Origin of the sequence: Acinetobacter sp. YH12255 (assembly GCF_013417355.1) — a bacterium.
GTDB classification, from domain to species: Bacteria; Pseudomonadota; Gammaproteobacteria; order Pseudomonadales; family Moraxellaceae; genus Acinetobacter; species Acinetobacter pseudolwoffii.
Genome location: NZ_VPEC01000002.1, coordinates 86,946 through 111,693 on the forward strand (window position 1 = coordinate 86,946; position 24,748 = coordinate 111,693).

The window sequence follows — 24,748 nt, forward strand, 5'->3', positions numbered from 1 at the left end:
GATTTTGCTCATAAAGCCATCAGGTTTTGTGAGCAAAATTTTTTGAATGGGTAAAAACATGAAAAAAATGATGATGGCAATGGGTATTGCTTTAGCGGGTTTAACTTCATTGTCACATGCAGATGATTATGGAATCGTTGATCTAGAAAAAGTGGTACAAAACAGTACCTATTTAAAGCAGCAAAATGCCACTCTGGAAAATGAAATCAAGCCGCAAACCGCACAGATTGCACAGTTTCAAAAAGACTTGGCTGCAATCAAGCAAAAAGGCCAGGCTGCAAAAACTCCAGCAGAACGTGAGAAAATAGCCAAAGAATTTGAAGGTAAAGCGACTCAACTGGCAGGTGTGCAGCAACAGGTACAGGCAACCGTGCAAACGCGCATGCAAAGTGTGAATAAAGCTTTTGAAGGAAATTTGAAGCGTGCTGCTGAACAATTGCGCCAAGAAAACAAGCTAGACGTGGTTTTAAATAAAAATTCCGTACTTGCTTATGACGCGAAGTATGATTTAACTGATAAAATGATTCAAAAGGTTAATGCAATTAAGTAATCAATGAATCATCAACAGCTTCAGTTAGCTGACCTTGCTCGCCTGGTTCAAGGCGAGTGCGTAGGTCAGGCAGATTTGCGTTTGAGCGCTTTGGCCAGTCTTGAGCATGCGACATCGCAAGATTTGGCATTCGTCAATGCAGACAAATATGTAGAGCAAGCCAATCAAAGTCAGGCGGCTGCTTTAATTGTCACTGCTGAACTGAAACAACAAATAACGTCACATCAGAACTTTATTGTTGTTGCAAATCCTTATCTGGCTTTTGCGATCCTGACCCATGTATTTGAGAAAAAAAATACCCAGCGTGGTATCGAAAGTACTGCTCAAATTCATCCTTCAGCGATCATCGCCGATGATGCGTATATTGGACACTATGTGGTGATTGGCGAGCATTGTGTTGTGGGCGCCAATACCGTGATTCAGCCTCATGTACATGTCGATAATGATGTGGAAATCGGTCAGGACTGTTTTATTGATGCGCATGTGACGCTGACGGGTGGCGCCAAAATTGGCAATCGCGTTCGTATTCATGCCAATACCGTGATTGGCAGCGAAGGTTTTGGTTTTGCACCTTATCAAGGTAAATGGCATCGTATTGCCCAGCTTGGTTCTGTACGTATTGCTGATGATGTGCGTATCGGGTCAAACTGTAGTATAGACCGCGGTGCATTGGATGATACGATTTTGCAACAGGGTGTGATTATTGATAATCTTGTGCAAATCGCGCATAACGTCAAGATTGGTGCCAATACCGCACTCGCAGCAAAATGCGGAATCGCCGGAAGCACTACAATTGGCAAAAACTGTGTATTTGCAGGTGCGGTGGGGGTAGTAGGCCACATTAATATCGCAGATAATGTCACAATTACTGGCATGTCAATGGTGACAAAAAATATTTCTGAGGCGGGCAGTTATTCTTCTGGCACACCTATGTTGGAAAGTTTGCACTGGAAACGTGCTGCTGTGCGTTTTAAACAATTAGCAGATGTGCCATTGACCCAGGTGATGAAACGACTAGATCATATGCAATCTCAAATTGAGTCCATTGAATCAACATTTAAGTTGCGTAAATAATTATGATGACAGAGTCGAATTTGCCTACATTCACGAAACCTGAATTGCCAATGAATATTCAAAAGATTCGTGAATATTTGCCCCATCGTTATCCATTTTTATTGGTTGATCGCGTGGTCGAGATTACCGAAAATGGCATTGTTGGTTATAAAAACGTCTCAATTAATGAAGAGTTTTTGCAAGGCCATTTTCCGAATTATCCAATTATGCCGGGTGTGCTGATTGTTGAAGCACTGGCACAAATCTCGGGAATCTTGGGTTTTGTGATGAACAATGAAACACCAAGTGCGGGTTCATTGTTCCTTTTTGCCGGTGCGGAGAAGGTTAGGTTTAAAAAACAGGTGGTTGCAGGCGATCAATTGGTATTAAAAGCTGAATTGGTGATGCAAAAGCGCGGCATTTACAAATATAATTGTATTGCCACTGTAGATGGCGTCGTCGCAACAACCGCGGAAATTATGGTTTCGCATCAAAAAGTCGAGCAGGCATGAGCAATAATCCCCTTATTCATCCAACTGCCATTATTGACGCATCAGCAGTCATCGCTGCTGATGTAGAAATTGGTCCATACTGTATTATTGGGCCAAACGTCACTATTGGTGCGGGTAGCAAACTTCATTCACATGTAGTGGTGGGTGGCTATACGCGTATAGGTGAATATAATGAAATTTTCCAGTTCGCCAGTGTAGGCGAGGTTTGTCAGGATCTTAAGTATGCCGGTGAAGAAACCTGGCTTGAGATTGGCGATCACAACAAGATCCGTGAGCATTGTAGTTTGCATCGTGGTACCGTTCAGGATCAGGGTTTAACCAAGATTGGCAGTCATAATCTTCTAATGGTCAACACGCATATTGCCCATGACTGCATGGTCGGTGATCACAATATCTTTGCCAATAATGTCGGTGTGGCTGGACATGTTCATGTCGGGGATTATGTGGTCATTGGTGGAAACTCAGGGATTCATCAATTCTGCAAGATTGACTCTTATAGCATGATTGGCGGAGCATCACTGATTTTGAAAGATGTGCCGGCCTATGTGATGGTGTCAGGTAATCCTGCGCACGCCTTTGCTATGAATATTGAGGGAATGCGACGTAAGGGCTGGTCTAAGGCCATAATTGACGGTTTGCGTACTGCCTTTAAACTGATTTATAAATCAGGTTTAACCACGCAGGAAGCAATCGAGCAGATTCGTAAAGATATCTTGCCGGAAGTTGCCGAAGCACAACGTTTGATTGATTCTCTTGAACAATCCAAGCGTGGCATTGTGCGCTAAAATATTTCAAGTAAAAAAGACACCTTTAAGGTGTCTTTTTTATTGCTGAATTAAGGGTTATCTAGAAGATTATTACTTAAAAAATTTAGCTTCTTCAGATTGCGGGTAATTACTGAGTAATTTGTTCTTGTACTGGGTGGCAATGGCCGGTTTTTGCTCGACGTCCTTGCTAATGTTATGCAGTTGATAAAGCGCACGCGAAGCACGGGTCGACTTTGGATAGCGGTCTGCCACAATGGTGTAATTGCGTTTTGCTTCTTCAAAATTTGGCGGATCGATGGCCAGATTGAATTCTGCTAACCAGAAATAGGCATTGCTGATATACACACTATTCGGATTGTTTTTAATAAAGTTCTGCATGGGTGCAATGGCTTTGGCTGCACCGCCATTTTTATAGGCATCTAAGGCTACTGTATAGGCTGCTTTGTCCAGCTCGGTGGGCTGTTGTCCGCTGCTCGCTGTATTGATCTCATTCGCATTTAAACTGGGAGAACTATCCTGTGGGTTGTCCTCCGTTGGGTTTTCTTCAGCCGGTTCAATTTTTTGCTGTAACAGTTCCAGGCGCTGATCGAGATCGGCATAGCGATTGGTCAGTTCGCTTTTCAGTTGGGCAATTTCATTTTCCTGTTCTTCCATTTTGCCGCGCAAGATCCGCAGATCACTTTCCAGTTGCTGGTTTTTTTGCATAATCTGCCAGCTGGTATTGGTTTGCACAGGTGTCGATACGCCGGCAGAACTCGCAGACTGGGTATTCATTGACGCTTGATTGGCAGTCTGGCTCAAGCCACGCGATTCAATTGGAATATTGGCAAATAGCGGTGTGGTAAAGAGTGCTGTCACTGCACACAATACGGTCTTTTTAAACATCATAAAATTTCCATAATTCTTTGTGAGATACGTATCCGCTGCTCATCTTTTAAAGAAGATCATTCATATACATTGCACACATTAAAAACGGCATTTTTAGAAATTGCAACAAGGTTTTACAAAGATCATGCGAATCTGGGTGTTGATGGATTGATTGTGAAGATCGCTTGAAAATCAGCAGAAATATTAATATTGTTTTTAAAATAATCAAACGGATAGCTTGATGGATTATTTTAAGGAACAAAGCTTGCAACTTGATTAAAAATCTCTATACTCTGTTTTTGTAATGGTAGCCCTGCTGGTTACTTCGCAATTGTACTCTATGAACCCCGCCAGGACCGGAAGGTAGCAACGGTAATAGAACTATGATGTGCCGGAGCTTTGCTGGTAGGGTTGCCACCATATTTTTAAATAATAAAAACATTTTATCCCAGCCTATTAATCTCAAAGCTCACTTCTAATATCAGCTAATTTTTAATATTTTATTATCCCGATAATTCGTTCTGCTAGCGAACTGATTTTCTCATTTTAAGATCAATCTGCAAACACTTTTGTAGTGGGTCTATTAATGAATCTGAATACAAATTAATCTTCCACTTTACGGTTAATCGCCTTAATAATCGTATCCATTTCAAAACCACGGTACATCAGAAAACGGATCTGTTTGGCCTTGAGCTTCGGATCTTTAGTAACTTCCGCCCCATATTTTTTGACTTTCAGCGCATAGGCTTGCTGCACCCAGTCAGTTTCTTTCAGTTCTTCTGCGATTAAAGCCGTATCAACTTTCTTATTTTTTAATTTTATTTTAATCTGATTGGGGCCTTTGCCTTTACGCTTTTGGCTCGACAGCATGGTTTCTGCGACACGCTGATCACTCTGATAATTCTCTCGTGATAATTCTTCAACTAATTCCAGCACTTCATCGCGATCCTCTGCATATAGGCATAGCTTCTCGATCAGTTCGGCTTTGGCATATTCCTTGCGGGTCAGTACGGCAAAGGCATACGAACGCAAACGCGAGCCAGTTAAGCCCGGTTTTTTCTTTTCATCATCAGGGGTATCAAACAGGCGCTCTTCTGAGTCGAAAGTGGGTTTTTGTTTCAATGTGTTTTGCTGGGTCGCTTGATCATCAGCATCGCCAAATTGCTGTTTTAAAGTTTCATAATCGAGCAGTTTGCTGAATTTTGCCTCTGACATCTTTCTCTCGCATTTTATCATCTACCCATAATAACAAAACGCCCCGTAAGGCGCTGTGTCGTGATGTTTAAAGACTAGGCAGATAATAATAGATTAGGCATCTAAAAGATCTGCTTCTTCTTTATTATCTTCTTCAGTGATCACGGCTTTGGTCAGCAGTTGCTCGCGAATCAGCTTTTCAATGGTTTGCGCCATTTCTTTATGCTCTTCCAGATAACGGATGGTATTGTTCTTACCTTGGCCAATTTTGTCGCCTTGATAAGAATACCACGCACCGGCTTTCTGCACGATTTCTTGCTGTACAGCAAGATCGATCAATTCACCTAGATGGTTCACGCCTTTGCCGTACAGAATCTGGAACAGCGCTTCTCTAAATGGAGGTGCCATTTTGTTTTTCACGACTTTGACTTTGGTTTCAGAACCAACGATCTCATCACCTTCTTTCACCTGACCAATACGACGGATGTCTAGACGTACAGATGCATAGAACTTCAATGCGTTACCGCCAGTCGTGGTTTCCGGGCTACCGAACATGACACCAATCTTCATACGAATCTGGTTAATGAAGATCACCATACAGTTGGAACGCTTGGCATTACCGGTGATTTTACGCAGTGCCTGGCTCATCAAACGGGCTTGCAGACCCATATGCGAGTCACCCATTTCGCCTTCAATTTCCGCACGTGGCGTTAGAGCAGCTACAGAATCGACCACGATCATGTCAATTGCACCAGAGCGTACCAGCATATCTGCGATTTCAAGTGCCTGTTCACCGTGATCGGGTTGCGATACCAGCAGGTTGTCGATATCTACGCCAAGCTTACGCGCATATTGCGGATCAAGTGCATGTTCGGCATCGATAAATGCGCACGTACCACCGGCTTTTTGACATTCTGCAATTGCTTGCAGGGTCATCGTGGTTTTACCTGATGATTCAGGACCATAAATCTCGACGATACGGCCCTTCGGTAGGCCACCAATACCGAGTGCGATATCCAGGGTTAAAGAACCTGTAGATACAGCTTCAACAGCCTGAACGGTATTGTCACCAAGACGCATGACTGTATTTTTACCAAACTGTTTTTCAATCTGGCTTAAGGCAGCATTAAGCGCCTTGTTTTTATTCTCATCCATCTTACAACCTCAATACGATGTCACTCAGTTAGTACTCAAGTGGATGTCTTAAATTAGAGCTTTGTTCCACAGGCGTATAGTGACAGAATTTTCCCTAGTGTTCTATCAATGTCAGCGCATGTACGACACATTCTGACGCTTGAATTTAATCGTCATTATACGACCATGACTGATCAAAACTCTGACTATTTTCATTTTTAAATTTACTGATATCCCGGCGATCTTTCTTGCTTGGACGATGATCGGGACGAGCTAGATTATGCAACTTTCTTTGTGAGGTAATCAATTCCCGTCGAGCAATACTGACTTCGGTTTCTTCATACAGTTTTTGTGCCACAGGTGCGGGCCCACGAACATCGGAAAGTTCTTTCACCAGGACGGTTTTCTTGTCGATGCCTTGCTGAATCGTCAGTTCCATGCCAACACGAACTTCGCGTGATACTTTGACACGTTCACCATTGTGGTGGACTTTACCACCTTCAATTGCATGTTTGGCAATGGAACGGGTCTTGAAAAACCGTGCTGCCCAAAGCCATTTGTCTATACGCATGCCTACCGCATCTTCGGGTAAAGACGATTTACGCATATTTTTTCTCTACCTCAGCCTGATTTAAATAAGTGATTAAATCTGTTAATTGGTGCAGCATCGGATAATTGCAAGTCTCGCGTGCGACTTTGGCCGAAGAGGGTTGCTGGATACTGAGCAGGTTTTCAATCCCGTAGGCTTTGGCCCCATTCAGGACTTTTTCAGTATCATCAATAAAATAAGCATGTTGCGGATCGAAGGGATGCATAGCATTCAAGCCTTGCCAGAATTCAACAAATTCTTTGGCATGCCCAATCGTTTCTGAACTGACAATCACATCAAAATAATGGCTTAAATTTAAGTGATCCAATTTAAAGGCCAGGCCGGCACAATCGGCATTGGTGGCCAGCCAGATCGGGTAGCCATTCGTTTTCAGATAATCCAGTAATTCGAGACAATACGGGCGTAAGGCGACTTTGTCTTTATGTTCAATCTGCATCGCCAGAACATCAACTTCGACTTTAGCCGTCCAGAAGCGTGAGGAGTACCAGTTTAGGGTATGATTATGTTCCTGATAGAATGCGGAGAGGGTCGCCTGACTGTGTTCCATGCTACAGCCATGTGTGGCAGCATAACGCACAGGCAGCAACTCATTCCAGATGAAAACATCGTAGGCAAGATCAAGTAAAGTTCCATCCATATCGAAAATTATGGTAGGTTTTTCAGAGCATTTTGACATATTTAGGTTTTCTATGTTTAAAGCAATAGCAGCACCACAAGATCCGATGATTTTGCAGTTTGTGCCCATTTTGACACAAGCCTGTGAAATTTTGCGAGAAGAATATCAGCGTTATTGTTCTGGTGCGGCTTTTGATGTCATCCAAAAAAATGATAATTCTCCGGTAACTCAGGCAGACTTAAGGGTCAATACTTTTCTAACTCAGGCTTTGGCAGATATTTCAGACTTGCCTTTATTGTCAGAAGAAGGAAAAGAACATGAGCGTCGTTCATGGCCAGAATTCTGGTTATTAGATCCGCTAGATGGCACCAAGGAGTTTTTGCATCAGCGGCCTGAATTCACCATCAATTTGAGTTTGGTTCGTGGAAGTTTGACGACTTTTGCCATATTGGCAGTACCAGAACAGCAACTGATTTATTTCTGTGCAGAGCAGGGGCTGCCTTATAAATATGATATTCAGCGAGATACGTGGTTTGGCTATGAAGCAGCGCCAACAGACCAACGAATTGCGATTGGTCTGAGTCAAAGTAGCCAGCAGAAACCGAAATATGTCGACTATTTACAGCATCTGGCCAAACTTACCGAATATACAGAGTTCAAAGCGGGCAGCGCCTACAAGTTTTGTATGATGCTGGAAGATCAGGTGGATATCTATCCACGTTTTCACCCAACTTCGGAATGGGACACCAGTGCTGGTCAATGTATGCTCGAACGGATTGGTGGTGGTTTGGTCGATTTAAAAGGGCGGCCATTTATTTATAATCATCGCGATACCTTGCTCAATGGCGGATTTATTGCTTATAAAAATAATAATATGAAAAATATTGCATTACAGGCGGTGGCTGACATGCAGGCTGAGCATTGAGCAAAATCCTGAGCATGGTATAGTGATGATTAACTCATTACCAATCCAGTTGGCTGTCACGTGTCCCTGAAACTGCTTCCACCGAGTATGTTAAGTGCAATTGATTTATTGCCTGATGTACAGACGCCTGTCACCTTATTCACACGCCATTCGGTTCGTGAAGATGTTCCGGGTCAAGGTCTGGCAGGTTATGACCTGCAATTGACTGGTCAGGGGCGGGATCTGGCACAGGAATGGGGCGCTTATCTGGCTGATCAGACAGATCGTGTAATTCATCACTGTATTTCGAGCCCGATCCAGCGCTGTATTGATACTGCTGCGCTCATGATTGAAGGTGCGGATGCGGTTACCCCTGAGCAGAATACCCATCGTATTGAAATTATCGAACAGGGATTGCTGGTCGAGCCGGGCAGTTTTGTGCTGGATATTCAAAAAGCCGGTCCTTATTTTGCCAAGCAGGGCGCTCTCGGTTTTGTGAACAGTTTTGTGAATAATGCCTTGCCGGGGATGAAACAGCCGATTCATGGTGTGGTGGATGTGCTGGAACTGATTTATAACACCCATCCGCAAAATAAGTATGGGCTGAGTCTGGCGGTCAGTCATGACACGATTCTGGCAGCGATGATTGCCGTAATGTCCGGGCGTCAGGACATCAGCCGAGAAGACTGGCCTAAAATGATGGAAGGTCTGTTTGTCTGGTTCGAGGGCGATGTTTTTCTGGAATCAAAACTGAAATGGATCTGGCGTGGTCAGGTACATGAGCTAGATATTGCTGATTTTAAGCGTTCCCAGTAATTTTAATTTAATAGGTCATTCATTTATCATATAAAAAGCCCAATCGCAGATATGATTGGGCTTTTTACATATAGGTCTGTTTTTTCTAAATGTTGGCTTTTAAGCGCTGAGGATAGGCATTGAGATCAAGCAGGTCACCTGTATCATTCAGCGGCCAAAGAGGACTATTGACTGGAACCTGTTGCTGATGAATGCGACTATATTTGTCGGCGGCGATCAGTGTTGCGATGTCATGTTCCGGAAGGCTGTAAGCTGCAACGACTTGTTGGGGATAGCGGGTGCGTATATAAAAATCTACTTCATTTTCACCCTTATATCGGGCAAAGATATATTCTACTGCGGGCAAATACACACCATAGCCTAACCAGGCATCTACGCCTTGAGATGCCTGAAGTTCAGCAGTGCCTTTCATATTGGAAATCACCCGGCCTAAAATGTCTTTTTCACCTTGGGTCTTAAAGTATTCAATATATTGCTGTTCGATTGCTAGAAACTTCTCTAAAGATGGTAAATATTTTGTAATCATGGTTTTTATTCCCTTCACTGCCAGCGAAATAGTGACAAGCTTAAAATTATATTGATGTAAGCAGTATGATTGAGAATACCATAATTTTTATATGGGATTGTATCAGAGTAAAAAATTGAAAATAAAAATGAGAAACATACAGAATCAGTTTTTAGCAGACACAAAAAAAGCCCTAAAAAGGGCTTTTTTCATTGCAACAAATTAGTTAGCTAATGCTTTAACTTGTGCGTTCAAGCGGCTCTTGTGACGAGCTGCTTTGTTTTTATGGATGATGCCTTTGTCAGCCATGCGGTCGATTACTGGAACAAGCGTTTTGTACGCTTCAGTAGCAACAGCATAGTCATTAGTGCCGATAGCAGCTAATGTACGTTTAAGATAGGTACGAACCATAGAACGCAAGCTTGCGTTGTGTTTGCGTGCTTTAACGTTTTGACGAGCACGTTTTTTAGCTTGAGCAGAGTTTGCCACTCGTGCACTCCTTGAAATAGATTGGTCTGGGCGGGCTGAAACTCAACTGAAAACCATCATCAGAGGAATTATCACCAGCCCGTAAACAAGTGCCATATTTTGATTAAACTGAGCACCGAAGTCAAGTCTTGACATGCTTTGACAACATTTTAGATGCAGAAAAATTCTAAAGAAAACGTTAGATTAGTATTCTACCTAGGAGATCGTATAAAAAATGACTAAATCGCTGATTCATCCCATCGTCATAGGTGCCACCGGTTTGGTGGGAAAACAACTCTTAAAACGTCTGCAAGACGAGCCAACTTGCCAGCATATTACTGCAGTGGTCAGAAAATATCAAAATGATCTGGATAGTTTGGATAAAGTCCAGCAATTGGTACTTGAAGATTTTCTGATGCTGAATGATCAGGATGTCAGCGAGCACAGTCACGGTTTTAGCTGTTTGGGCAGTACCATGAAACAAGCCGGATCCAAGCAGGCCTTTTATAATATTGATTATACTATTAATGCCCATTTTGCCGAATTGCTGCAACAGACTTCAGCGCATTACTTGCTGTTGAGTGCGATGGGCGCCAACTCCCAGTCTCATTTTTATTATAATCAGGTTAAAGGCCAGCTAGAAGAATATGTACAGACCTTGAGTCTGGATAAAATCAGCCTGATTCGGCCTTCATTATTAATTGGCGAACGTCCCGAGCAGCGTTTTTTGGAGGATGCCGCACAGCAGGTTTATCATAAAATATCGCGTTTTATTCCGGATGGTTTTGCTTATAAGCCAGTGACAGCCGAGCAGGTAGCTCATACTATGGTCGAGGCCGCGCTGACTCAGACGGTAAAATTTGAAATTTATGATAATTTACGCATACAAAAAATGAAATGAGGGGAAACACCGTGTCTACAGCAGCATTTGTCACCTGTGACTTACTAGATGATCATCCGGAATTAGAGCTTCAAGTGGTGACACCTTGTCTGGACGGTAAATTTTTTAAGAGTTATGGGGCCCGGAAAACTTTTGGCGGTCAGATTGTGACGGTGAAATGTTTTGAAGATAACTCCCGGGTGAAAGAGTTACTGGCCACAGATGGAACAGGCAAGGTACTGGTGGTCGATGGCGGTGCATCGATGCGCTGTGCCTTGATGGGTGACCTGATTGCGGAATCTGCGGTCAAAAATCACTGGAATGGTGTGATTATTTATGGTTGTGTGCGTGATGTCGATGCGATTGCTGAATTAGACCTTGGTGTACATGCATTGGCGGCTATTCCACAGAAGAGCAATCGCAAGGGCGTGGGTGAGGTGGATATCACCCTCTGTTTTGGTGGAGTCACGTTTAATGCTGGCGATTATGTCTATGCAGACAATAATGGCATTGTGGTCTCTAAAACAGCCTTAGTGGCTTAATTGGCCAAGTGCTACATTAAAGAATAACAACAAAACTGATCTATACTGCGAAAGACAGGATGCTTAGATTCTGTCTTTCAGTTGAATAAAACAAAAACAGGAAAATATTATGTTGGGTCATCAAATTAAAGTTGCACAAGCTTTGGCTTCTGCAGTCGCTCAAGGTGGACGTGGTATGGTCGGTACACCATTTCCGAATCAGCCTGAAAAAGCCTTAAAGCTCTATGAATATGAGGGTTCGCCATTTTGTCGCCGGGTGCGTGAAGTCATGACTTTGCTGAATCTGGATTATGAAGTCTATCCATGTCCTAAGGGTGGTACGAAATATCGTCCGGTCGTAAAACAGTTGGGCGGCAAGACCCGCTTTCCATTTTTAGTCGATGAAAATACAGGCGATCAGATGTATGAGTCGCAGGATATTATTTATCATCTGTTCAAGCACTATGGCAAAACAGGCAAGACACCCAAAAAATATGCTCACTATCCCAAAATTCCGGTGGCTGCAATTGCTGGCACAGTCATCAACGGTTTACGCGGAGGAATGGTGAATCCCAAGATCAAGGATCGGCCAACACCTGAACAGTTACTAGAATTATGGGGTTTTGAGGCCAGTCCTTATACCCGGATCGTACGCGCCGTTTTGAGTGAGCTGGAAGTTCCCTTTATTTTTCACAATGTCGCCAAAGAACGCTGGCAGGATTATGGGCCAGCCAAGTTGCGCTTAAGACCGGGGAAATATGAACCACTACCAGGCGGGAAGCGTGAACATTTATTTGAAATGATGGGAAATAATATTCAGGTTCCTTATCTGGTCGATCCAAATACAGGCGTGAATATGTTTGAATCAGCTGAGATTGTAAAATATTTAAAACAGCAATACGGCGCCGCTTAAAATATTCAGCCTATTAAAACTCTAAAATTGTGCTTAAGAAATGCCATTCACTGCGTAGATGGCATTTTTTTATGCTGGTTTTAAGCAGACGGTATTTAGAATATCCCTATGAGGCTAGAAAGAAATAGCATAAAAATGAAATAAATCATGATTTTTAGAGTTTTTTTGGTTATATTTTACTCTTCAAGGTGACATAACAATAAATATAAGGGGCGTGCTTATGACAGCACTAGAGGCAGTCTTGCCAGTACCTGTATTAATCGTTGAAGATGAGTATGTCATTCAACGACGTTTAAAAATTATATTAACCAATTTGGGCTATAGCGAAGATGTTCTGCTCTTTGCCAATAATCTTAAAGAAGCATATTTCATTTTAAAACAACAGCCGATTTCACTGGCATTGGTCGATTTGGGGCTGCCGGATGGAAGTGGGATTTCGATTATTGAAAAAATTCGCGAAAATGACGCACAAACTCTGATTTTGGTGGTTTCGGCCTGGAGTACGCAGAACAGTTTATTTACCGCAATTCAGGCGGGTGCCACCGGTTATGTATTAAAAGAACGCGATGATGTGGAGGTCACTTTGGCGATCCGCAGTATTTTACGGGGTGGCGCGCCAATTGATCCTTTTATTGCGCGGGAAATTCTCAAGCAGATTTCTATACCTGCTTCATCACCACCAGTCGAACGCAACCACTCGGATGCCGAGCAGGAAGTGCTGACCCATCGGGAAAAAGAAATTCTGTCACTGGTCGCACAAGGCCTGAGTAATCGAGAGATTGCCGAGCAACTTTGTGTGTCACGTTATACCGTGGAAAGTCATATCAAGCATATTTACCGGAAACTGTCCGTCAGTCGGCGTACCAAGGCAGTCAGTACCGCACGGCATTTAGGAATTCTGTGATGCATCCAGCTCGTTCTGGAAGCAGGCAGCGACAGAGATTGCAATGGATCGGTATTTTGCTCTTTTGCTGCTGGCTGTGTCTGTTAAGTGGTATGAGTCAGGCGCAAGACCATTTTCAGGTCAATGATCTCTGTGATGTAAAGATTGACTACATTCAAAAGGTTCAGGTGCAAAATCCTAGCCAGATGCCTGCATCTGGCTGGCAAAGTGTCAGTTTACCGGATAACTGGCAGCGTAACTGGAAAGATTATCATGGTGGGGCCTGGTATAAAATTGTTTGGAACTGGTCATGCCAAGACAATATTCGTCTTGCAGAACCGATTGCCTTTTCCATTGATTATATTAATTCGGCCGGCGCCGTGTTCCTGAATGGTGATTTACTCTGGTCAGATCAACACCTGCAAGAGCCATTGTCAAAAAGTTGGAATATGCCGCGTTACTGGATTTTGCCCATCAGTGGCTTAAACAAGGGCAGTAATGAAATTCTGGTTTATGTACAGGGTTATAGTTTTCAGAACGCCGGACTGGGTAAAATTGAATTTAATAATGTGCTGGTCAATAGCCAGAAGTATTTAGGCGAAATCTGGGATCGCCGCACGCTGTTTCAGATGAATATGATTTTCTCAGCAATGATTGGGATCATCTGCTTCATTGTCTGGCAATTTCGACGTTCAGAAACCACCTTTGGCTGGCTGGCACTCAGTTCATTCCTATGGATTCTGTTTATTTCCAATGTACTGACCACAGAAAGCTTTCCGTTTCGCTCCAGCATCGCGGCCAGCAAAGCCAATATGCTTTGTTTTATTGCCTATATCCACTGTTTTAGTCTGTATTTGATCCGCTTTTTAAAACAGAGATTTAAATATGTGGAGCGGGGATTTATCCTGATCACGCTTTTATTTGCTCTGCTGATTGTGATGAGTTCCTTGGGTTATCTGGGGCAGGTACTGGGCACAGCATTTATTTTCTATGTGGGATTATTTATAAGCTGTATTATTTATGTGAGCTATCACGCACTTAAAACCCGCAATGGGGAATATCTTTTCCTGATGCTGTGTCTGTGGGGGATTTTGTTATGTGTAATCGTAGATCTGATCATTTTAAGTCAAACGGCAATTAGTGATTTTTCACCTTTATCACCCTATACCTCACCAATTATTACCCTGTTTGTGGTACTGATTATGGCCACGCGGTTGAATCGTAATGTCAGGAAAATCGAAAAATTTAATAGCCAGTTAGAACGTAAAGTCCAGCAGGTCGGCGCTGATCTGAATAAAAGCCTGAGCGATAAACATCAACTGGAGCTGGATAATGTCCGCTTACAGGAGCGGATTAACTTATCGCATGAACTGCATGATGGGCTAGGAGGCTCGATTGTGCGCTCTATGATTCTGGTCGATCAGAGTACTGACAGCATTCCCAACCGACAGTTTCTTTCCATGCTGAAATTGCTCAGAGATGATCTCAGACAAATCATTGATAGTGGTTCGTCTATCGAAAATAAAGTACCGGAAACCCCGCTACTCTGGATTGCCCCGGTACGTTATCGTTTTACCCAGTTGCTGGAAGAGATAAATATTGAGGTTGAATGGTTATTCCCAAAAGTCTGGCAGCGTGAACCGACCGCATTGCAGTGTTTGACCCTGATTCGGGTGGTCGAAGAAAGTCTGACCAATATCATTAAGCACAGTCAGGCCAGTCAGGCGAAAGTCAGTCTGGAATATTTTCTGCCACATCAACTCACCTTAAGTATTCAGGACAATGGCGTTGGGTTTGATGCTGAAATAGTGCAAAAAAATGGTCTGAGTATTGGGATGCGCAGCATGAAAATGCGGGTCGAACGTATGGGAGGCGTGTTTCAGATTGAGTCTGAGAAAGGGCATACAGTGATTCAGGTCGTATTGGAGCTCTATCAACCCTAATCTTTGCAAATAAAAAGAGGATTATTTAATCCTCTTTTTATTTGGCTTTAGTTTAGAATTAGTCTTGTTCTGCTGGCGGAACCAGCATCAGTACCGCATCATTTAATAATGCCGCGACATCTTCCAGAATATCTTCATCAGCGAAGTTTTCATCTAGCAATATGGTTTCACCATCTGCAAGCTGCTTGAGTTTTGTGCTAAATGCCTCAGAGATTTCAATCCCTTCAGCATTGGCCCAGAACAGAACATCGCCGTCTGCTTCGGTGTAGAGCAGGCGTGAAGCCGGTTCGAGCATCAGGCTATAACCCTGATCCAGTGCTTCTTCCAGATCACCTGTACCGATTTCTTCTGCTTCTGGAAGGTTCTCTGGATATTTGGGTTCTGACATTAAAGTCATAATGGCATCTTCTAAAACATTCGAATTATGCAGTTGCTGCATGATCTGTTCTTTTAGATATTCCAGCTCATTGCCGCTGACTTCACCAATGGCTCCGACCTGGTCACGAATAATATCAACCAGCGGATTGCGTAAACTTTCATTCTCAGAAAATTTATCACCAACACGGTCCATCATATCGCTCACATTTGGCATACGGAAGCCAAAGGAAAAGGTTAGACAATCATCTTCTGCAACGCCGTAATGCGCCAAACCAGGTGGCACATACAGCAAGTCGCCAGGTGCCAGAACTTCGTCAAAATTCACCTCAATTTCAGGCAATAATTTCAGTGGCTGACCCGGAACCAATGCAGTTTCGGCATCACACATTTGTCCGAGCTGCCAGCGACGATGCCCGTAGCCTTGTACCAGAAAGACATCGTAAAAATCAAAGTGCTTTCCTACAGAGCCGCCTTGAGGTGCATAAGACACCATGATGTCATCGCGGCGCCATTGCGGAATAAACGGGAACTTTTTCCACATTTCCGACAGGTCAAATGAATAATGATCTACCGCCTGAACCAAAAGTGTCCACAGCTTGGGCATTTTCTGAAAATCAGCTTTAAGTAAAGGCGAAGATTTCACGCTCCACTGATTCGGATCACGGTCTTTTTGCTTGAGTAAACGCGCAGTGACATGTTCCTCAAGCGCAAGTTCCATCACGTCATCAGGTTCAAGCAGATTGGCGATTTCAGGCATCGCATTACGCACCAGTAACGGTTTTTTTTGCCAGTATTCACTCAAAAATTGTTCAGCGGTGATTCCGCCTAAAACGTCTAAAGGTTGAGACATAGATTACAGCCTGAATTAAGGGGAGATTAAGGAACTAAAATTTTCAATTCACGAAGAATGTGACACAGCTTGATCATCGGCATGCCCATCAAAGTGGTCTGGTCTTGCCCGATCATTTCTTCAAACAGGCTGATGCCGAGACTTTCACATTTGAAACTGCCGGCACAATGCAGTGGCTGTTCAATCGTGACATAGCGTTCAATTTCGGCTTTGGACAGTTTACGGAACTTGACTTTATAGTGCTCGACCAGCGTTCGTTCATAACCAGTAGCCTGCTGTTGCACACTGAGTGCAGTACTGAAATAGACAATCTTGTCCGAATTGGCCTGTAACTGGCGAATGGCTTTTTCAGGGGTTAAAGGTTTGCCAATAAAAATATCTGGTGCGCCTTCACGCCATGCCACCTGATCCGAACCAATCACAATCGCTTCAGGATTTTTCTCAGCAATATATTTGGCTTTCTCAAAAGCCAGCCGCTTGGCCAAATCATCTGCGTGATTTTCACCGCGAGGAGACTCATCGATATCCGGTACTAGAGAAATATAATCAATATGCAGGCGATCCATCAACTCTTTACGGGTTTGGCTGGAGGATGCCAAAATAATCTGTACAGCATTCATTAGACAGCATATTCCTCAAGAATATTTAAAGGTACATAAGACAGCACCGCTTTATGGCAGGCTTGCAGCTTGATCGGGGGCGCTTGACCTGCTTCATAGGCTTCGACCCAGCGTGTCACGCAGAGGCACCAGAAATCACCGGGTTGCAGGCCAGGGAAGTCCAGCTCTGGCAAAGGTGTGATCAGGTCATTGCCCACTTTTTGCGAGAAATTGAGAAATTCCGACGTCATCTGCGCGCATACCGTATGCTGCCCCAGATCAGTGGTCGCAGTATGGCAAAAGCCATTGCGGAAATAACCGGTAATCGGATCGAAGCAGCAGCTTGATAAAGGCTCACCTAACACGTTCAAACGGTTAAGATTTGGATCAGGATGTATCGACATAGGCACTGAATCTAAAAGAAGCTTTTTTCTATCATAACAAAACTTTGGCATTCAGAATGTTTTCTGCAAAAGATGCTAACCTTTTTCTGCATAATCATTTAAAATCGGCTGGTTTTAATATCTATAAAGTGAGCTCTACATGAACTTTCAGCGTATGACTGACCTCGATTTAGCAGGTAAACGTGTTCTGATCCGTGAAGATTTAAACGTTCCTGTTAAAAATGGTGTGATCACCAGCGATGCGCGTCTTCGTGCAGCATTGCCAACTATTCAAGCAGCAGTTGAAAAAGGCGCTGCAGTGATGGTGTATTCTCACCTTGGTCGTCCGGTTGAAGGTGAGCCTAAAGCTGAACAATCGCTTGCACCTGTAGCGGCTTACTTGACTGAAGCTTTGGGTCAAGACGTAAAATTATTTACCGACTACCTAGATGGCGTTGAGGTTCAGCCGGGTCAAGTTGTGTTACTTGAGAACTGCCGTTTTAACGTTGGTGAGAAGAAAAACAATCCTGAACTTGCTGCAAAATATGCAGCGCTGTGTGATGTATTCGTGATGGATGCATTCGGTACAGCGCACCGTGCAGAAGCATCGACTGAAGGCGTAGCGCGTCTTGCTAAAGTTGCAGCAGCAGGTCCTTTATTGGCAGCTGAACTTGATGCACTAGGCCGTGCACTTAAGACACCTGAAAAGCCAATGGTGGCAATTGTTGCGGGTTCTAAAGTATCGACTAAACTTGATGTGTTGACTTCACTGTCTGACATCTGCGATCAATTGATCGTGGGTGGTGGTATTGCCAATACTTTCCTTGCTGCGGCAGGCTATAACGTTGGTAAGTCACTGTGTGAAAAAGATCTGATCGATACTGCAAAAGCCATTGCTGCAAAAGTATCAGTGCCACTTCCAACTGACGTTGTGGTTGCCGATGCTTCTGAAATCAACTTTGAAGATTTCCTGGGTTCATTGGCTGCTGCGAAAGCAACTGTGAAAAATGTTGCCGATGTTGCTGATAACGACATGATTCTGGATGTAGGTCCGGAAACTGCGAAAGCATTTGCAGAAATCCTGAAAACCTCTAAAACCATTCTCTGGAATGGCCCGGTGGGTGTGTTTGAAGTCGATCAATTCGGCGAAGGTACCAAAACTTTATCTTTAGCGATTGCTGAATCTGCCGGTTTCTCGATCGCGGGTGGTGGTGACACATTAGCTGCAATCGACAAGTACGAAGTAGCAGATAAAATTGGCTATATTTCTACGGGTGGTGGTGCATTCCTCGAATTCGTTGAAGGTAAAACCCTTCCTGCAGTTGCCGTACTCTTAGAACGTGCTTGATTGCATGTCCTAAGCTAAAAAAAAAGCTGGCGTATGCCAGCTTTTTTTATGTCTATTTTTTGACAATGAAAACTTACCCTTCATGGCTTCGTCATGAAAATGCAATAAATCTGTCATAAGATGCAGAGATTAAATCACCAAATGATGAGATCACGTGATGAAAAAACAGTTAACTTTGGCGGCTTTATTCGCTGCATCATTGGCACTGACTGCATGTGCGAAACAGGAAAATGCACCGGTCGCTGAAACAGAAAGCTCGGCAGCAGTAGCCAATGAGACTATAACGCCAGAGCAGCAAGCAGCCATTGATGCTATTGACCAGCCAGTTTTAGATGAAAAAAATACCGATATTCCAGCTGAAATTGCCAATGCGCCAGCAGATGAAGCAACTGCAGACCAGTCAGTTACAGCGACTTCTGAGCCTGTAGCACCTTAATCCAGTGCATGTGAGATAAAATCCCTGCAAAAGCAGGGATTTTTTTTAAATAGTGTTATTTGTTGCTGAATTGAAACCTTTGAACATGTAGAATATGTGGCATTCACTGGGAGGATATTATGGCTCTTATTTCATTGCGCCAGCTCTTGGATCACGCCGGCGAACATGCTTACGGCGTACCAGCATTTAACGTAAACAACTTAGAACAAATGCGTGCAATTATGCTTGCAGCAGATGCAACCAATTCACCTGTTATCGTACAAGCATCTGCGGGTGCGCGTAAATATGCAGGTGCTCCGTTCTTGCGTCACCTGATTTTGGCTGCAATTGAAGAATGGCCACATATTCCAGTGGTAATGCATCAAGACCACGGTACGAGCCCTGACATTTGTCAACGTTCAATCCAGTTAGGCTTTTCATCAGTGATGATGGACGGCTCACTGGGTGAAGACGGTAAAACACCAACTTCATATGAATATAACGTTGATGTGACTCGTCGTACGGTTCAAATGGCACATGCATGTGGCGTTTCTGTAGAAGGTGAGATCGGTTGTTTAGGTAGCCTTGAAACAGGTATGGCGGGTGAAGAAGATGGCGTGGGCGCAGAAGGCGTACTGGATCATTCTCAACTCCTGACTTCAGTTGAAGAAGCACGTAGTTTCGTTGCAGATACCAATGTGGATGCGCTGGCGATTGCTGTAGGTACTTCACACGGTGCGTACAAATTTACGCGTCCACCTACAGGCGATATTCTGGCGATTGACCGCATTAAAGAAATTCATGCGGCACTTCCAAATACGCATTTGGTTATGCACGGTTCAAGCTCTGTGCCACAAGAGTGGTTGGCAGTAATTAACCAGTATGGCGGCGACATCAAGGAAACTTATGGTGTTCCGGTTGAGCAGCTGGTTGAAGCGATCAAACATGGCGTGCGTAAAATCAACATCGATACTGACTTGCGTTTAGCATCTACAGGTGCAATGCGTCGTATGATGGCAGAAAAACCAAGCGAATTCGATCCTCGTAAATTCTTCAGCGCAACGGTTGATGCCATGAAGCAAATCTGTATCGATCGTTATGAAGCATTTGGTACTGCCGGTAATGCAGACAAGATTCGCCCAATTTCTTTAGAGAAAATGGTGTCGTACTATAATAAATAATTCCCAGTGAATCATTTATAGAAAAAGCCCACAGCGAATGTGGGCTTTTTTGTAGACTGATAAATACCAAGAATAAGAGCAGCATATGGAACTGATTTTCGCAGCAGCGCTGTGTAGCGTTGTGGTCTCAATATTATTAAAAGTCGCCAAAAACAGAGGGCTGAGTCCGATCCACATGATTAGCTGGAATTATGCCACCGCCAGCTTGTTGTGCTTTTTCTGGTTTAAGCCGGATATCCAGCATATTTCGCCAAGCCAGACACCATGGTTCCTCATTCTGGCATTGGGTATTTTGCTTCCGAGCGTATTTCTGTTGCTGGCCAAAGCCTTGGAAAGCGCTGGAATTTTAAAAACAGAAATCGCCCAGCGGCTTTCTGTAGTCTTGTCACTGGCGGCGGCTTATTTTATTTTTCAGGAACAGTTTAATCAGCTGAAAATACTCGGGATCGCTTTAGGTATTGGCGCAGTGCTGTGTATTTTATTCTCACATCGACAAAGTACAGGACAGGGCAGTCAGGGCATGTTGTATCTGGGGCTGGTCTGGGTGGGTTATGCACTGATTGATGTATTATTAAAATATACAACCAGTTTAGGTTTGCAGTTTACCATTGCACTCAATCTGATGTTTATTTGCGCTCTGATCATGTCGATGGGCTATCTACTACTTAAATATAAAAGCTTGGGGTCGATACAGAATATCGGCGCTGGTCTGTTATTGGGTGTGCTGAATTTTGCCAATATTGCGTTTTATGTCAAAGCCCATATGCTGCTCAAGGATTCGCCGGCAATTGTCTTTGCTGGCATGAATATTCTGGTGGTGGTTTTGGGGGTAATTGCAGGTGTGATGTTCTTTAAAGAGCGACTCAAACCTGCAAGTGCCGCGGGTTTACTGCTAGGTCTCACTAGTGTGATTTGCCTAGCTTATGCAATGTCTGCTTGACATAAGAAGATGCAAATTCAATCGGATGTCGCAGCAGGTCGCCTGCTTCGGCCAGTCCAAGCAATAAACCGGCCTGTTGGCAGTCTGGACAGTGCGGATAACGATGCTGTTGATCTTTATAGTGTTGGAGATAAATTTTATCGCAATGATGGCATGCAAATTTCAGGGATTTGGAGGTAAGGAGCGACATAGATGACCTCTATTGTTATTCTATTAGATGGTAAATTAAATAAAGCAAAAAATAGGCCCGAACTGATATGGAAAGGGGCGCCTGGCCCCTTTTATAGCATAAAATCCTTACAGTTTGGTGAAAATGTCTTCAGCGGGTAGACGTGATTTCGGCAGTTTGGCATTGAAGTCATTTTCACTGCGATAACCCAAAGTCAGCAAGACAGAGGGAATTAAACCCTGTTCTGCGAGTTGTAATTCTTCACTAATTATCTCTTCATCAAAGCCGCCAATTGGTGTGGCATCGACACCTTCAATTCCGGCAGCCAACAGCATCTGACCGAGCGCAATAAAGGTCTGATTTTCAGCCCAGCGCTGAATGTCACCTTTTTCATTACGATAATAATGAATATAGCCTGCACGGGTGTTTTTCTGACCTTCTTTGGCCGATTCATCTTTAAAACGCCCGCTGAGATCATCGCGATTCAGTAAGTTTTCCAGATGCAGCTCATTAATATCGGCTTTGGTGCAAAATAAAATAGTATGCGAAGAATCCAGAACTTTGGGTGCATTATAGGCATAAGTACCGATCAAGGCTTTGGCAATGCGCTGTTTGGCGGCATCATGATCGGCAATAAAAAAATGCCAAGGCTGAATATTGATCGAAGAAGGTGCAAAACGCAAAACTTCTAATAAACGTTCAAACTGGGCTGCCGGGATTTTCTTGCTAGGATCATAGGCTTTGGTGGCATAGCGGGTCTGTGTGATCTTGAGTAAATCCATCAATGGACTCCAATTTTTTTAAATAAAATGAGGGTAGATGCTCTGGGTCTATAAAATTTTCAGATCTGGGGATTATTACAATAAAACAGCATCAGGCAAAGTCTGTTGTTTAATGATCTTGATATAGATTCAAGCAAAACTTAGTGTTGAATCAGATGAAAACCCGGTTTTTGTCTATTGGCATTTTTAAGCAAGAAGCGTGGAAGAGTAAGTATCGCCGGCAATGTGCAAATGGGGCAGTGAATGCGGTTTACAATTATTTTAAAGATAAACTGAAGACCTGGCAGCAAATCGCGTGGTGGATTGGACTGTAAAATGCCAGAAATGAAGCTGAGTGAATAGGCTGTAGAGATTTTTATTCTCAATCAGGAATAATCTGGTTATTTAAATCCAAGTGAATGTTAATGAACCGCCACAAAGAGGAACAATTTGTACGAAAAACAGCTTAGAGAATAGCGCTGATAAAGTGTGCAAAATAATTATTTAAAAGAATAGGGTTAGTCTTTATTTGTAATGACAATGTGTGTTTGCTTTCTAGTAAATAAGCATGTATACTTATAAACACTTCGAGTGGGTATAGTTCCCGCTTTTATTATTTCTAGCTAATTGTGATTCACTTTTGGTTCAAGCTTGAGCTTGAATAACATCTAGTAACTACAGAATTATTATACAAATTTGGTTTTCTTAATCTCTTTGTACAGTCACAAAAAGCTCATTTTATGAGTAAATATTTTGAATATATTAAATGAATGGCATACCGCTACAGCCGTAAATGGTGGCGAAATTAATGTTAAACTTGTTCCTTTAAAGCGCAAGCAAAACACTCAGGATGGTTTTATCTGGGTAGAAGTTGGAAAAATGATCCAGCTACAAACAGGTGAAGAAATTCTGTTTAACCTTGATGGTAAAAGTTTCTATACTGGTGTGAATAAGCTTTATCGTCTGTGCTAAGCAAACACATATCTTAAAAAAAGTGGCCGATTAATATCGCCACTTTTTTAGTTTTAGGCTTTCGAAATCTTGGTTTTCCTGAATTTCCAGTATCTCGGCACTGTCTTCCTTCCAGTCACCCAGTACGATTCTTTTTTTCTGACCTAGCGGATGAATGGCTGCGCGATGCGTATGGCCATGGATCAATACGTCAACGTCTTGTAATGCCAGCTCAACGGCCTGATCATTAACATCCATCACTTCATAGCTTTTAAACTGCTGCGCCTGATGACTTTGCTGACGAAAGCCATTGGCTAATTTTTTACGGAAAGACAGCGGTGTACGCTTTAATAAGCCTAGCAGAAGTGGATGCCGGATAATCTTTTTAAAGCGCTGATAAGCGATGTCATCGGTACACAGTGCATCACCATGTTCCAGGCGAAAACGTGTTCTTGCAATGTTCAGTTGGTCTATCTCAGGAAGCAGCTTTCCGCCAAATTGAGCTAAAAACTTGCTGCCGAGAACAAAATCCCGGTTGCCTGCCTGAAAATATACCTGATTGCCAGCCTGAATAAACTGTTTTAAGGCAGTGATAATTTCGTCCAGCCATGGGGCTGTATAGTCATCACCGATCCAGGCATTGAACCAGTCACCCAAAATATACAATCGGGTATTTTGATCTTGATATTCGGTCAATAAATCTAAAAACCCCCGAACAAGTCGAGGGTGATCAGGTGACAAATGTAAATCTGAGATAAACAGATAGGTCACGAATCTTTTCCTTTTATTCCTCTCTAGATCCCTCATTTATATGAGGGATTTTCCATTACACCGTTTTAAAGCATCGCTTTAAAACTCATAAAGAACGGAGAGGACGTTTTTTATTCAGAAATGATTTTTGCAGACTCAATAACCACATTTTCTAGTGGAACATCAGCGTGGTAGCCACGGTTGCCAGTACGAACGCCTTTAATTTCGTTGACAATGTCCATGCCGTCAGTCACTTTACCAAATACTGCATAACCCCAACCTTGTGCTGTTTTACCAGAATGGTTAAGGAATGCGTTGTTGCCAACGTTAATGAAGAATTGAGCAGATGCAGAATGTGGAGCTTGCGTACGCGCCATGGCAATTGTGCCCAAATCGTTAGTTAAGCCATTGTCTGCTTCATTTTCGATTGCATCACGGGTCGCTTTTTCTTTGAAGTTTTCATCCATACCACCACCCTGGATCATGAAACCATCAATCACACGGTGGAAAATTACGCCGTCATAAAAACCGTCACGCACATATTCTAAAAAGTTAGCCACTGTTTTAGGTGCTTTTTCAGCATTGAGTTCAAGAACAATACGACCTTTATTGGTGTTTAATTCGACTTGAGGAAAACTCATTGTGTAATCTCCTAATCATGGACGAGTGCCATGGTTTTTTCTGAATGAGTGAAGCATAAGCAAACTACAATCGACTAGGCAAGTAAAAACATTATTTTCTTTGTTAAAAGCATAAAAATAGTACCTTATTTATACGTTGATTTATCAAGGCATTTCAGATATTGCCCTATCAGGCATCCTATTTTGAATTGGCGTAAATTAATGATTTTACTGCTTGTACAGGCACTGATATTTTAGTTTCAGGCA

Annotated in this window: 30 protein-coding genes and 1 other RNA gene; 17 read left to right on the plus strand and 14 right to left on the minus strand. The window is 43.1% G+C overall.

The features are described from left to right. The first annotated feature begins 58 nt into the window (after nt 1-58). From FTV30_RS01450 to lpxA, 4 genes are read left to right on the plus strand one after another with little or no spacing between them, the layout of a single operon-like run. Entirely contained in the window at nt 59-550 is a 492-nt protein-coding gene (locus FTV30_RS01450; RefSeq protein WP_213064459.1) for an OmpH family outer membrane protein, read from the plus strand. A 3-nt stretch (nt 551-553) separates the two neighbouring features. Further along, entirely contained in the window at nt 554-1,624 is a 1,071-nt protein-coding gene (gene lpxD, locus FTV30_RS01455) for a UDP-3-O-(3-hydroxymyristoyl)glucosamine N-acyltransferase (RefSeq protein WP_005096712.1), read from the plus strand. Nucleotides 1,625-1,629: 5 nt separating this feature from the next. Further along, the gene (gene fabZ / locus FTV30_RS01460; RefSeq protein WP_171063349.1) at nt 1,630-2,115 is read left to right on the plus strand and encodes a 3-hydroxyacyl-ACP dehydratase FabZ; all 486 of its coding nucleotides are present in this window, start codon (nt 1,630-1,632) and stop codon (nt 2,113-2,115) included. After that, a complete protein-coding gene (gene lpxA, locus FTV30_RS01465) occupies nt 2,112-2,900 on the plus strand; it encodes an acyl-ACP--UDP-N-acetylglucosamine O-acyltransferase (protein WP_074382858.1) in 789 nt (262 codons plus the stop codon). Before fabZ ends, lpxA begins: the two co-directional genes overlap by 4 nt. Nucleotides 2,901-2,972: 72 nt before the next feature. On the opposite strand, the gene FTV30_RS01470 is transcribed toward lpxA, so the two are convergent. Beyond that, nucleotides 2,973-3,770 carry a YbgF trimerization domain-containing protein gene (locus tag FTV30_RS01470; RefSeq protein WP_074382857.1) on the minus strand — a complete coding sequence of 266 codons (798 nt, stop codon included), beginning with the start codon at nt 3,768-3,770 and terminating at the stop codon, nt 2,973-2,975. 293 nt (nt 3,771-4,063) lie between these two features. Here FTV30_RS01470 and ffs point away from each other — a divergent pair. Beyond that, nucleotides 4,064-4,160, plus strand: an RNA gene (gene ffs, locus FTV30_RS01475) — signal recognition particle sRNA small type. Between the two features lie 192 nt (nt 4,161-4,352). Here the strand turns inward: ffs and FTV30_RS01480 are convergent. The 4 genes from FTV30_RS01480 to FTV30_RS01495 form a co-directional block, all read right to left on the minus strand. Then, entirely contained in the window at nt 4,353-4,964 is a 612-nt protein-coding gene (locus FTV30_RS01480; RefSeq protein WP_100534997.1) for a regulatory protein RecX, read from the minus strand. Nucleotides 4,965-5,057: 93 nt separating this feature from the next. Continuing rightward, complete coding sequence (recA, locus tag FTV30_RS01485; RefSeq protein ID WP_005096717.1) at nt 5,058-6,098, minus strand: recombinase RecA; 1,041 nt, start codon at nt 6,096-6,098, stop codon at nt 5,058-5,060. Between the two features lie 145 nt (nt 6,099-6,243). Continuing rightward, nucleotides 6,244-6,684: an RNA-binding S4 domain-containing protein gene (locus tag FTV30_RS01490; protein WP_005096718.1), complete on the minus strand. Its 441-nt coding sequence runs from the start codon at nt 6,682-6,684 to the stop codon at nt 6,244-6,246. Beyond that, nucleotides 6,677-7,363, minus strand: a complete 687-nt coding sequence (locus FTV30_RS01495; RefSeq protein WP_180000893.1) for an HAD-IA family hydrolase — start codon at nt 7,361-7,363, stop codon at nt 6,677-6,679. The genes FTV30_RS01490 and FTV30_RS01495 overlap by 8 nt, the downstream gene beginning before the upstream one ends. A gap of 13 nt (nt 7,364-7,376) precedes the next feature. On the opposite strand from FTV30_RS01495, the gene FTV30_RS01500 reads away from it, so the two are divergent. Both FTV30_RS01500 and FTV30_RS01505 read left to right on the plus strand, forming a co-directional pair. Further along, a complete protein-coding gene (locus tag FTV30_RS01500) occupies nt 7,377-8,228 on the plus strand; it encodes a 3'(2'),5'-bisphosphate nucleotidase CysQ (RefSeq protein WP_005096720.1) in 852 nt (283 codons plus the stop codon). Nucleotides 8,229-8,288: 60 nt separating this feature from the next. After that, a complete protein-coding gene (locus tag FTV30_RS01505; RefSeq protein WP_034608526.1) occupies nt 8,289-9,023 on the plus strand; it encodes a phosphoglycerate mutase family protein in 735 nt (244 codons plus the stop codon). An 85-nt stretch (nt 9,024-9,108) separates the two neighbouring features. Here FTV30_RS01505 and FTV30_RS01510 read toward each other — a convergent pair whose 3' ends face one another. Together FTV30_RS01510 and rpsT are read right to left on the minus strand one after the other, a co-directional pair. Then, complete coding sequence (locus FTV30_RS01510) at nt 9,109-9,549, minus strand: hypothetical protein (protein ID WP_005171181.1); 441 nt, start codon at nt 9,547-9,549, stop codon at nt 9,109-9,111. Between the two features lie 201 nt (nt 9,550-9,750). After that, nucleotides 9,751-10,017 carry a 30S ribosomal protein S20 gene (gene rpsT, locus FTV30_RS01515; RefSeq protein ID WP_005171172.1) on the minus strand — a complete coding sequence of 89 codons (267 nt, stop codon included), beginning with the start codon at nt 10,015-10,017 and terminating at the stop codon, nt 9,751-9,753. A 214-nt stretch (nt 10,018-10,231) separates the two neighbouring features. Here rpsT and FTV30_RS01520 point away from each other — a divergent pair, with 214 nt between their 5' ends. From FTV30_RS01520 to FTV30_RS01540, 5 genes are all read left to right on the plus strand, one after another. Then, nucleotides 10,232-10,897 (plus strand): NAD(P)H-binding protein, encoded by a 666-nt coding sequence (locus tag FTV30_RS01520; protein WP_005171169.1) that lies wholly within the window; start codon nt 10,232-10,234, stop codon nt 10,895-10,897. A gap of 11 nt (nt 10,898-10,908) precedes the next feature. Next, a complete protein-coding gene (gene rraA / locus FTV30_RS01525; RefSeq protein ID WP_005171166.1) occupies nt 10,909-11,418 on the plus strand; it encodes a ribonuclease E activity regulator RraA in 510 nt (169 codons plus the stop codon). A 109-nt stretch (nt 11,419-11,527) separates the two neighbouring features. Continuing rightward, nucleotides 11,528-12,310 carry a glutathione S-transferase N-terminal domain-containing protein gene (locus FTV30_RS01530; protein ID WP_180000894.1) on the plus strand — a complete coding sequence of 261 codons (783 nt, stop codon included), beginning with the start codon at nt 11,528-11,530 and terminating at the stop codon, nt 12,308-12,310. A gap of 220 nt (nt 12,311-12,530) precedes the next feature. Continuing rightward, nucleotides 12,531-13,214, plus strand: coding sequence for a response regulator transcription factor (locus FTV30_RS01535; RefSeq protein ID WP_005096728.1), 684 nt, complete (start codon nt 12,531-12,533; stop codon nt 13,212-13,214). Continuing rightward, complete coding sequence (locus tag FTV30_RS01540; RefSeq protein WP_180000895.1) at nt 13,214-15,136, plus strand: ATP-binding protein; 1,923 nt, start codon at nt 13,214-13,216, stop codon at nt 15,134-15,136. The genes FTV30_RS01535 and FTV30_RS01540 overlap by 1 nt, the downstream gene beginning before the upstream one ends. Before the next feature lie 58 nt (nt 15,137-15,194). Here FTV30_RS01540 and FTV30_RS01545 read toward each other — a convergent pair whose 3' ends face one another. Genes FTV30_RS01545 through FTV30_RS01555 form a run of 3 tightly spaced genes read right to left on the minus strand, consistent with a single transcriptional unit; the run spans nt 15,195 to nt 17,367 of the window. Continuing rightward, the gene (locus FTV30_RS01545) at nt 15,195-16,364 is read right to left on the minus strand and encodes a cupin domain-containing protein (protein WP_180000896.1); all 1,170 of its coding nucleotides are present in this window, start codon (nt 16,362-16,364) and stop codon (nt 15,195-15,197) included. Between the two features lie 26 nt (nt 16,365-16,390). Continuing rightward, nucleotides 16,391-16,984: a nucleoside triphosphate pyrophosphatase gene (locus tag FTV30_RS01550; protein ID WP_005171155.1), complete on the minus strand. Its 594-nt coding sequence runs from the start codon at nt 16,982-16,984 to the stop codon at nt 16,391-16,393. After that, nucleotides 16,984-17,367 carry a DUF2237 family protein gene (locus FTV30_RS01555; protein WP_005096732.1) on the minus strand — a complete coding sequence of 128 codons (384 nt, stop codon included), beginning with the start codon at nt 17,365-17,367 and terminating at the stop codon, nt 16,984-16,986. Before FTV30_RS01555 ends, FTV30_RS01550 begins: the two co-directional genes overlap by 1 nt. Before the next feature lie 139 nt (nt 17,368-17,506). Between FTV30_RS01555 and FTV30_RS01560 the strand changes: the two genes are divergently transcribed. The 4 genes from FTV30_RS01560 to FTV30_RS01575 all read left to right on the plus strand — a co-directional run bounded on the left by FTV30_RS01560 (nt 17,507) and on the right by FTV30_RS01575 (nt 21,230). Next, nucleotides 17,507-18,694, plus strand: a complete 1,188-nt coding sequence (locus FTV30_RS01560) for a phosphoglycerate kinase (protein WP_074382847.1) — start codon at nt 17,507-17,509, stop codon at nt 18,692-18,694. Nucleotides 18,695-18,851: 157 nt separating this feature from the next. Beyond that, entirely contained in the window at nt 18,852-19,130 is a 279-nt protein-coding gene (locus FTV30_RS01565; protein ID WP_005171152.1) for a hypothetical protein, read from the plus strand. Nucleotides 19,131-19,249: 119 nt separating this feature from the next. Continuing rightward, entirely contained in the window at nt 19,250-20,290 is a 1,041-nt protein-coding gene (gene fba, locus FTV30_RS01570) for a class II fructose-bisphosphate aldolase (protein WP_005096736.1), read from the plus strand. A gap of 85 nt (nt 20,291-20,375) precedes the next feature. Next, entirely contained in the window at nt 20,376-21,230 is an 855-nt protein-coding gene (locus tag FTV30_RS01575) for a DMT family transporter (RefSeq protein WP_100355024.1), read from the plus strand. On the opposite strand, the gene FTV30_RS16180 is transcribed toward FTV30_RS01575, so the two are convergent. Both FTV30_RS16180 and nfsB read right to left on the minus strand, forming a co-directional pair. Then, a complete protein-coding gene (locus FTV30_RS16180) occupies nt 21,193-21,420 on the minus strand; it encodes a hypothetical protein (RefSeq protein WP_005096738.1) in 228 nt (75 codons plus the stop codon). The genes FTV30_RS01575 and FTV30_RS16180 overlap by 38 nt on opposite strands. Before the next feature lie 107 nt (nt 21,421-21,527). Then, complete coding sequence (gene nfsB, locus FTV30_RS01585) at nt 21,528-22,181, minus strand: oxygen-insensitive NAD(P)H nitroreductase (RefSeq protein WP_005096739.1); 654 nt, start codon at nt 22,179-22,181, stop codon at nt 21,528-21,530. Nucleotides 22,182-22,913: 732 nt separating this feature from the next. Here nfsB and FTV30_RS01590 point away from each other — a divergent pair. After that, nucleotides 22,914-23,132, plus strand: a complete 219-nt coding sequence (locus FTV30_RS01590; RefSeq protein WP_005096740.1) for a hypothetical protein — start codon at nt 22,914-22,916, stop codon at nt 23,130-23,132. A gap of 30 nt (nt 23,133-23,162) precedes the next feature. Here the strand turns inward: FTV30_RS01590 and FTV30_RS01595 are convergent, their stop codons facing one another. Continuing rightward, complete coding sequence (locus FTV30_RS01595; RefSeq protein WP_005096742.1) at nt 23,163-23,882, minus strand: UDP-2,3-diacylglucosamine diphosphatase; 720 nt, start codon at nt 23,880-23,882, stop codon at nt 23,163-23,165. Nucleotides 23,883-23,992: 110 nt separating this feature from the next. Next, the gene (locus FTV30_RS01600) at nt 23,993-24,502 is read right to left on the minus strand and encodes a peptidylprolyl isomerase (RefSeq protein ID WP_005171140.1); all 510 of its coding nucleotides are present in this window, start codon (nt 24,500-24,502) and stop codon (nt 23,993-23,995) included. Nucleotides 24,503-24,748: the final 246 nt, after the last annotated feature.

Bases quoted from the DNA above. Each gene is read 5' to 3' on its own strand.
- FTV30_RS01600 (WP_005171140.1), bottom strand. From the start codon at position 24,502: ATGAGTTTTCCTCAAGTCGAATTAAACACCAATAAAGGTCGTATTGTT.
- lpxD (WP_005096712.1), top strand. From the start codon at position 554: ATGAATCATCAACAGCTTCAGTTAGCTGACCTTGCTCGCCTGGTTCAA.
- fba (WP_005096736.1), top strand. From the start codon at position 19,250: ATGGCTCTTATTTCATTGCGCCAGCTCTTGGATCACGCCGGCGAACAT.
- FTV30_RS01520 (WP_005171169.1), top strand. From the start codon at position 10,232: ATGACTAAATCGCTGATTCATCCCATCGTCATAGGTGCCACCGGTTTG.
- FTV30_RS01500 (WP_005096720.1), top strand. From the start codon at position 7,377: ATGTTTAAAGCAATAGCAGCACCACAAGATCCGATGATTTTGCAGTTT.
- FTV30_RS01490 (WP_005096718.1), bottom strand. From the start codon at position 6,684: ATGCGTAAATCGTCTTTACCCGAAGATGCGGTAGGCATGCGTATAGAC.
- FTV30_RS01480 (WP_100534997.1), bottom strand. From the start codon at position 4,964: ATGTCAGAGGCAAAATTCAGCAAACTGCTCGATTATGAAACTTTAAAA.
- lpxA (WP_074382858.1), top strand. From the start codon at position 2,112: ATGAGCAATAATCCCCTTATTCATCCAACTGCCATTATTGACGCATCA.
- FTV30_RS01550 (WP_005171155.1), bottom strand. From the start codon at position 16,984: ATGAATGCTGTACAGATTATTTTGGCATCCTCCAGCCAAACCCGTAAA.
- FTV30_RS01510 (WP_005171181.1), bottom strand. From the start codon at position 9,549: ATGATTACAAAATATTTACCATCTTTAGAGAAGTTTCTAGCAATCGAA.
- nfsB (WP_005096739.1), bottom strand. From the start codon at position 22,181: ATGGATTTACTCAAGATCACACAGACCCGCTATGCCACCAAAGCCTAT.
- FTV30_RS01565 (WP_005171152.1), top strand. From the start codon at position 18,852: ATGAAAAAACAGTTAACTTTGGCGGCTTTATTCGCTGCATCATTGGCA.
- FTV30_RS01470 (WP_074382857.1), bottom strand. From the start codon at position 3,770: ATGATGTTTAAAAAGACCGTATTGTGTGCAGTGACAGCACTCTTTACC.
- FTV30_RS01540 (WP_180000895.1), top strand. From the start codon at position 13,214: ATGCATCCAGCTCGTTCTGGAAGCAGGCAGCGACAGAGATTGCAATGG.
- FTV30_RS01555 (WP_005096732.1), bottom strand. From the start codon at position 17,367: ATGTCGATACATCCTGATCCAAATCTTAACCGTTTGAACGTGTTAGGT.
- FTV30_RS01560 (WP_074382847.1), top strand. From the start codon at position 17,507: ATGAACTTTCAGCGTATGACTGACCTCGATTTAGCAGGTAAACGTGTT.
- FTV30_RS01530 (WP_180000894.1), top strand. From the start codon at position 11,528: ATGTTGGGTCATCAAATTAAAGTTGCACAAGCTTTGGCTTCTGCAGTC.
- FTV30_RS01545 (WP_180000896.1), bottom strand. From the start codon at position 16,364: ATGTCTCAACCTTTAGACGTTTTAGGCGGAATCACCGCTGAACAATTT.
- FTV30_RS01535 (WP_005096728.1), top strand. From the start codon at position 12,531: ATGACAGCACTAGAGGCAGTCTTGCCAGTACCTGTATTAATCGTTGAA.
- FTV30_RS01495 (WP_180000893.1), bottom strand. From the start codon at position 7,363: ATGTCAAAATGCTCTGAAAAACCTACCATAATTTTCGATATGGATGGA.
- FTV30_RS01450 (WP_213064459.1), top strand. From the start codon at position 59: ATGAAAAAAATGATGATGGCAATGGGTATTGCTTTAGCGGGTTTAACT.
- FTV30_RS01575 (WP_100355024.1), top strand. From the start codon at position 20,376: ATGGAACTGATTTTCGCAGCAGCGCTGTGTAGCGTTGTGGTCTCAATA.
- fabZ (WP_171063349.1), top strand. From the start codon at position 1,630: ATGACAGAGTCGAATTTGCCTACATTCACGAAACCTGAATTGCCAATG.
- FTV30_RS16180 (WP_005096738.1), bottom strand. From the start codon at position 21,420: ATGTCGCTCCTTACCTCCAAATCCCTGAAATTTGCATGCCATCATTGC.
- recA (WP_005096717.1), bottom strand. From the start codon at position 6,098: ATGGATGAGAATAAAAACAAGGCGCTTAATGCTGCCTTAAGCCAGATT.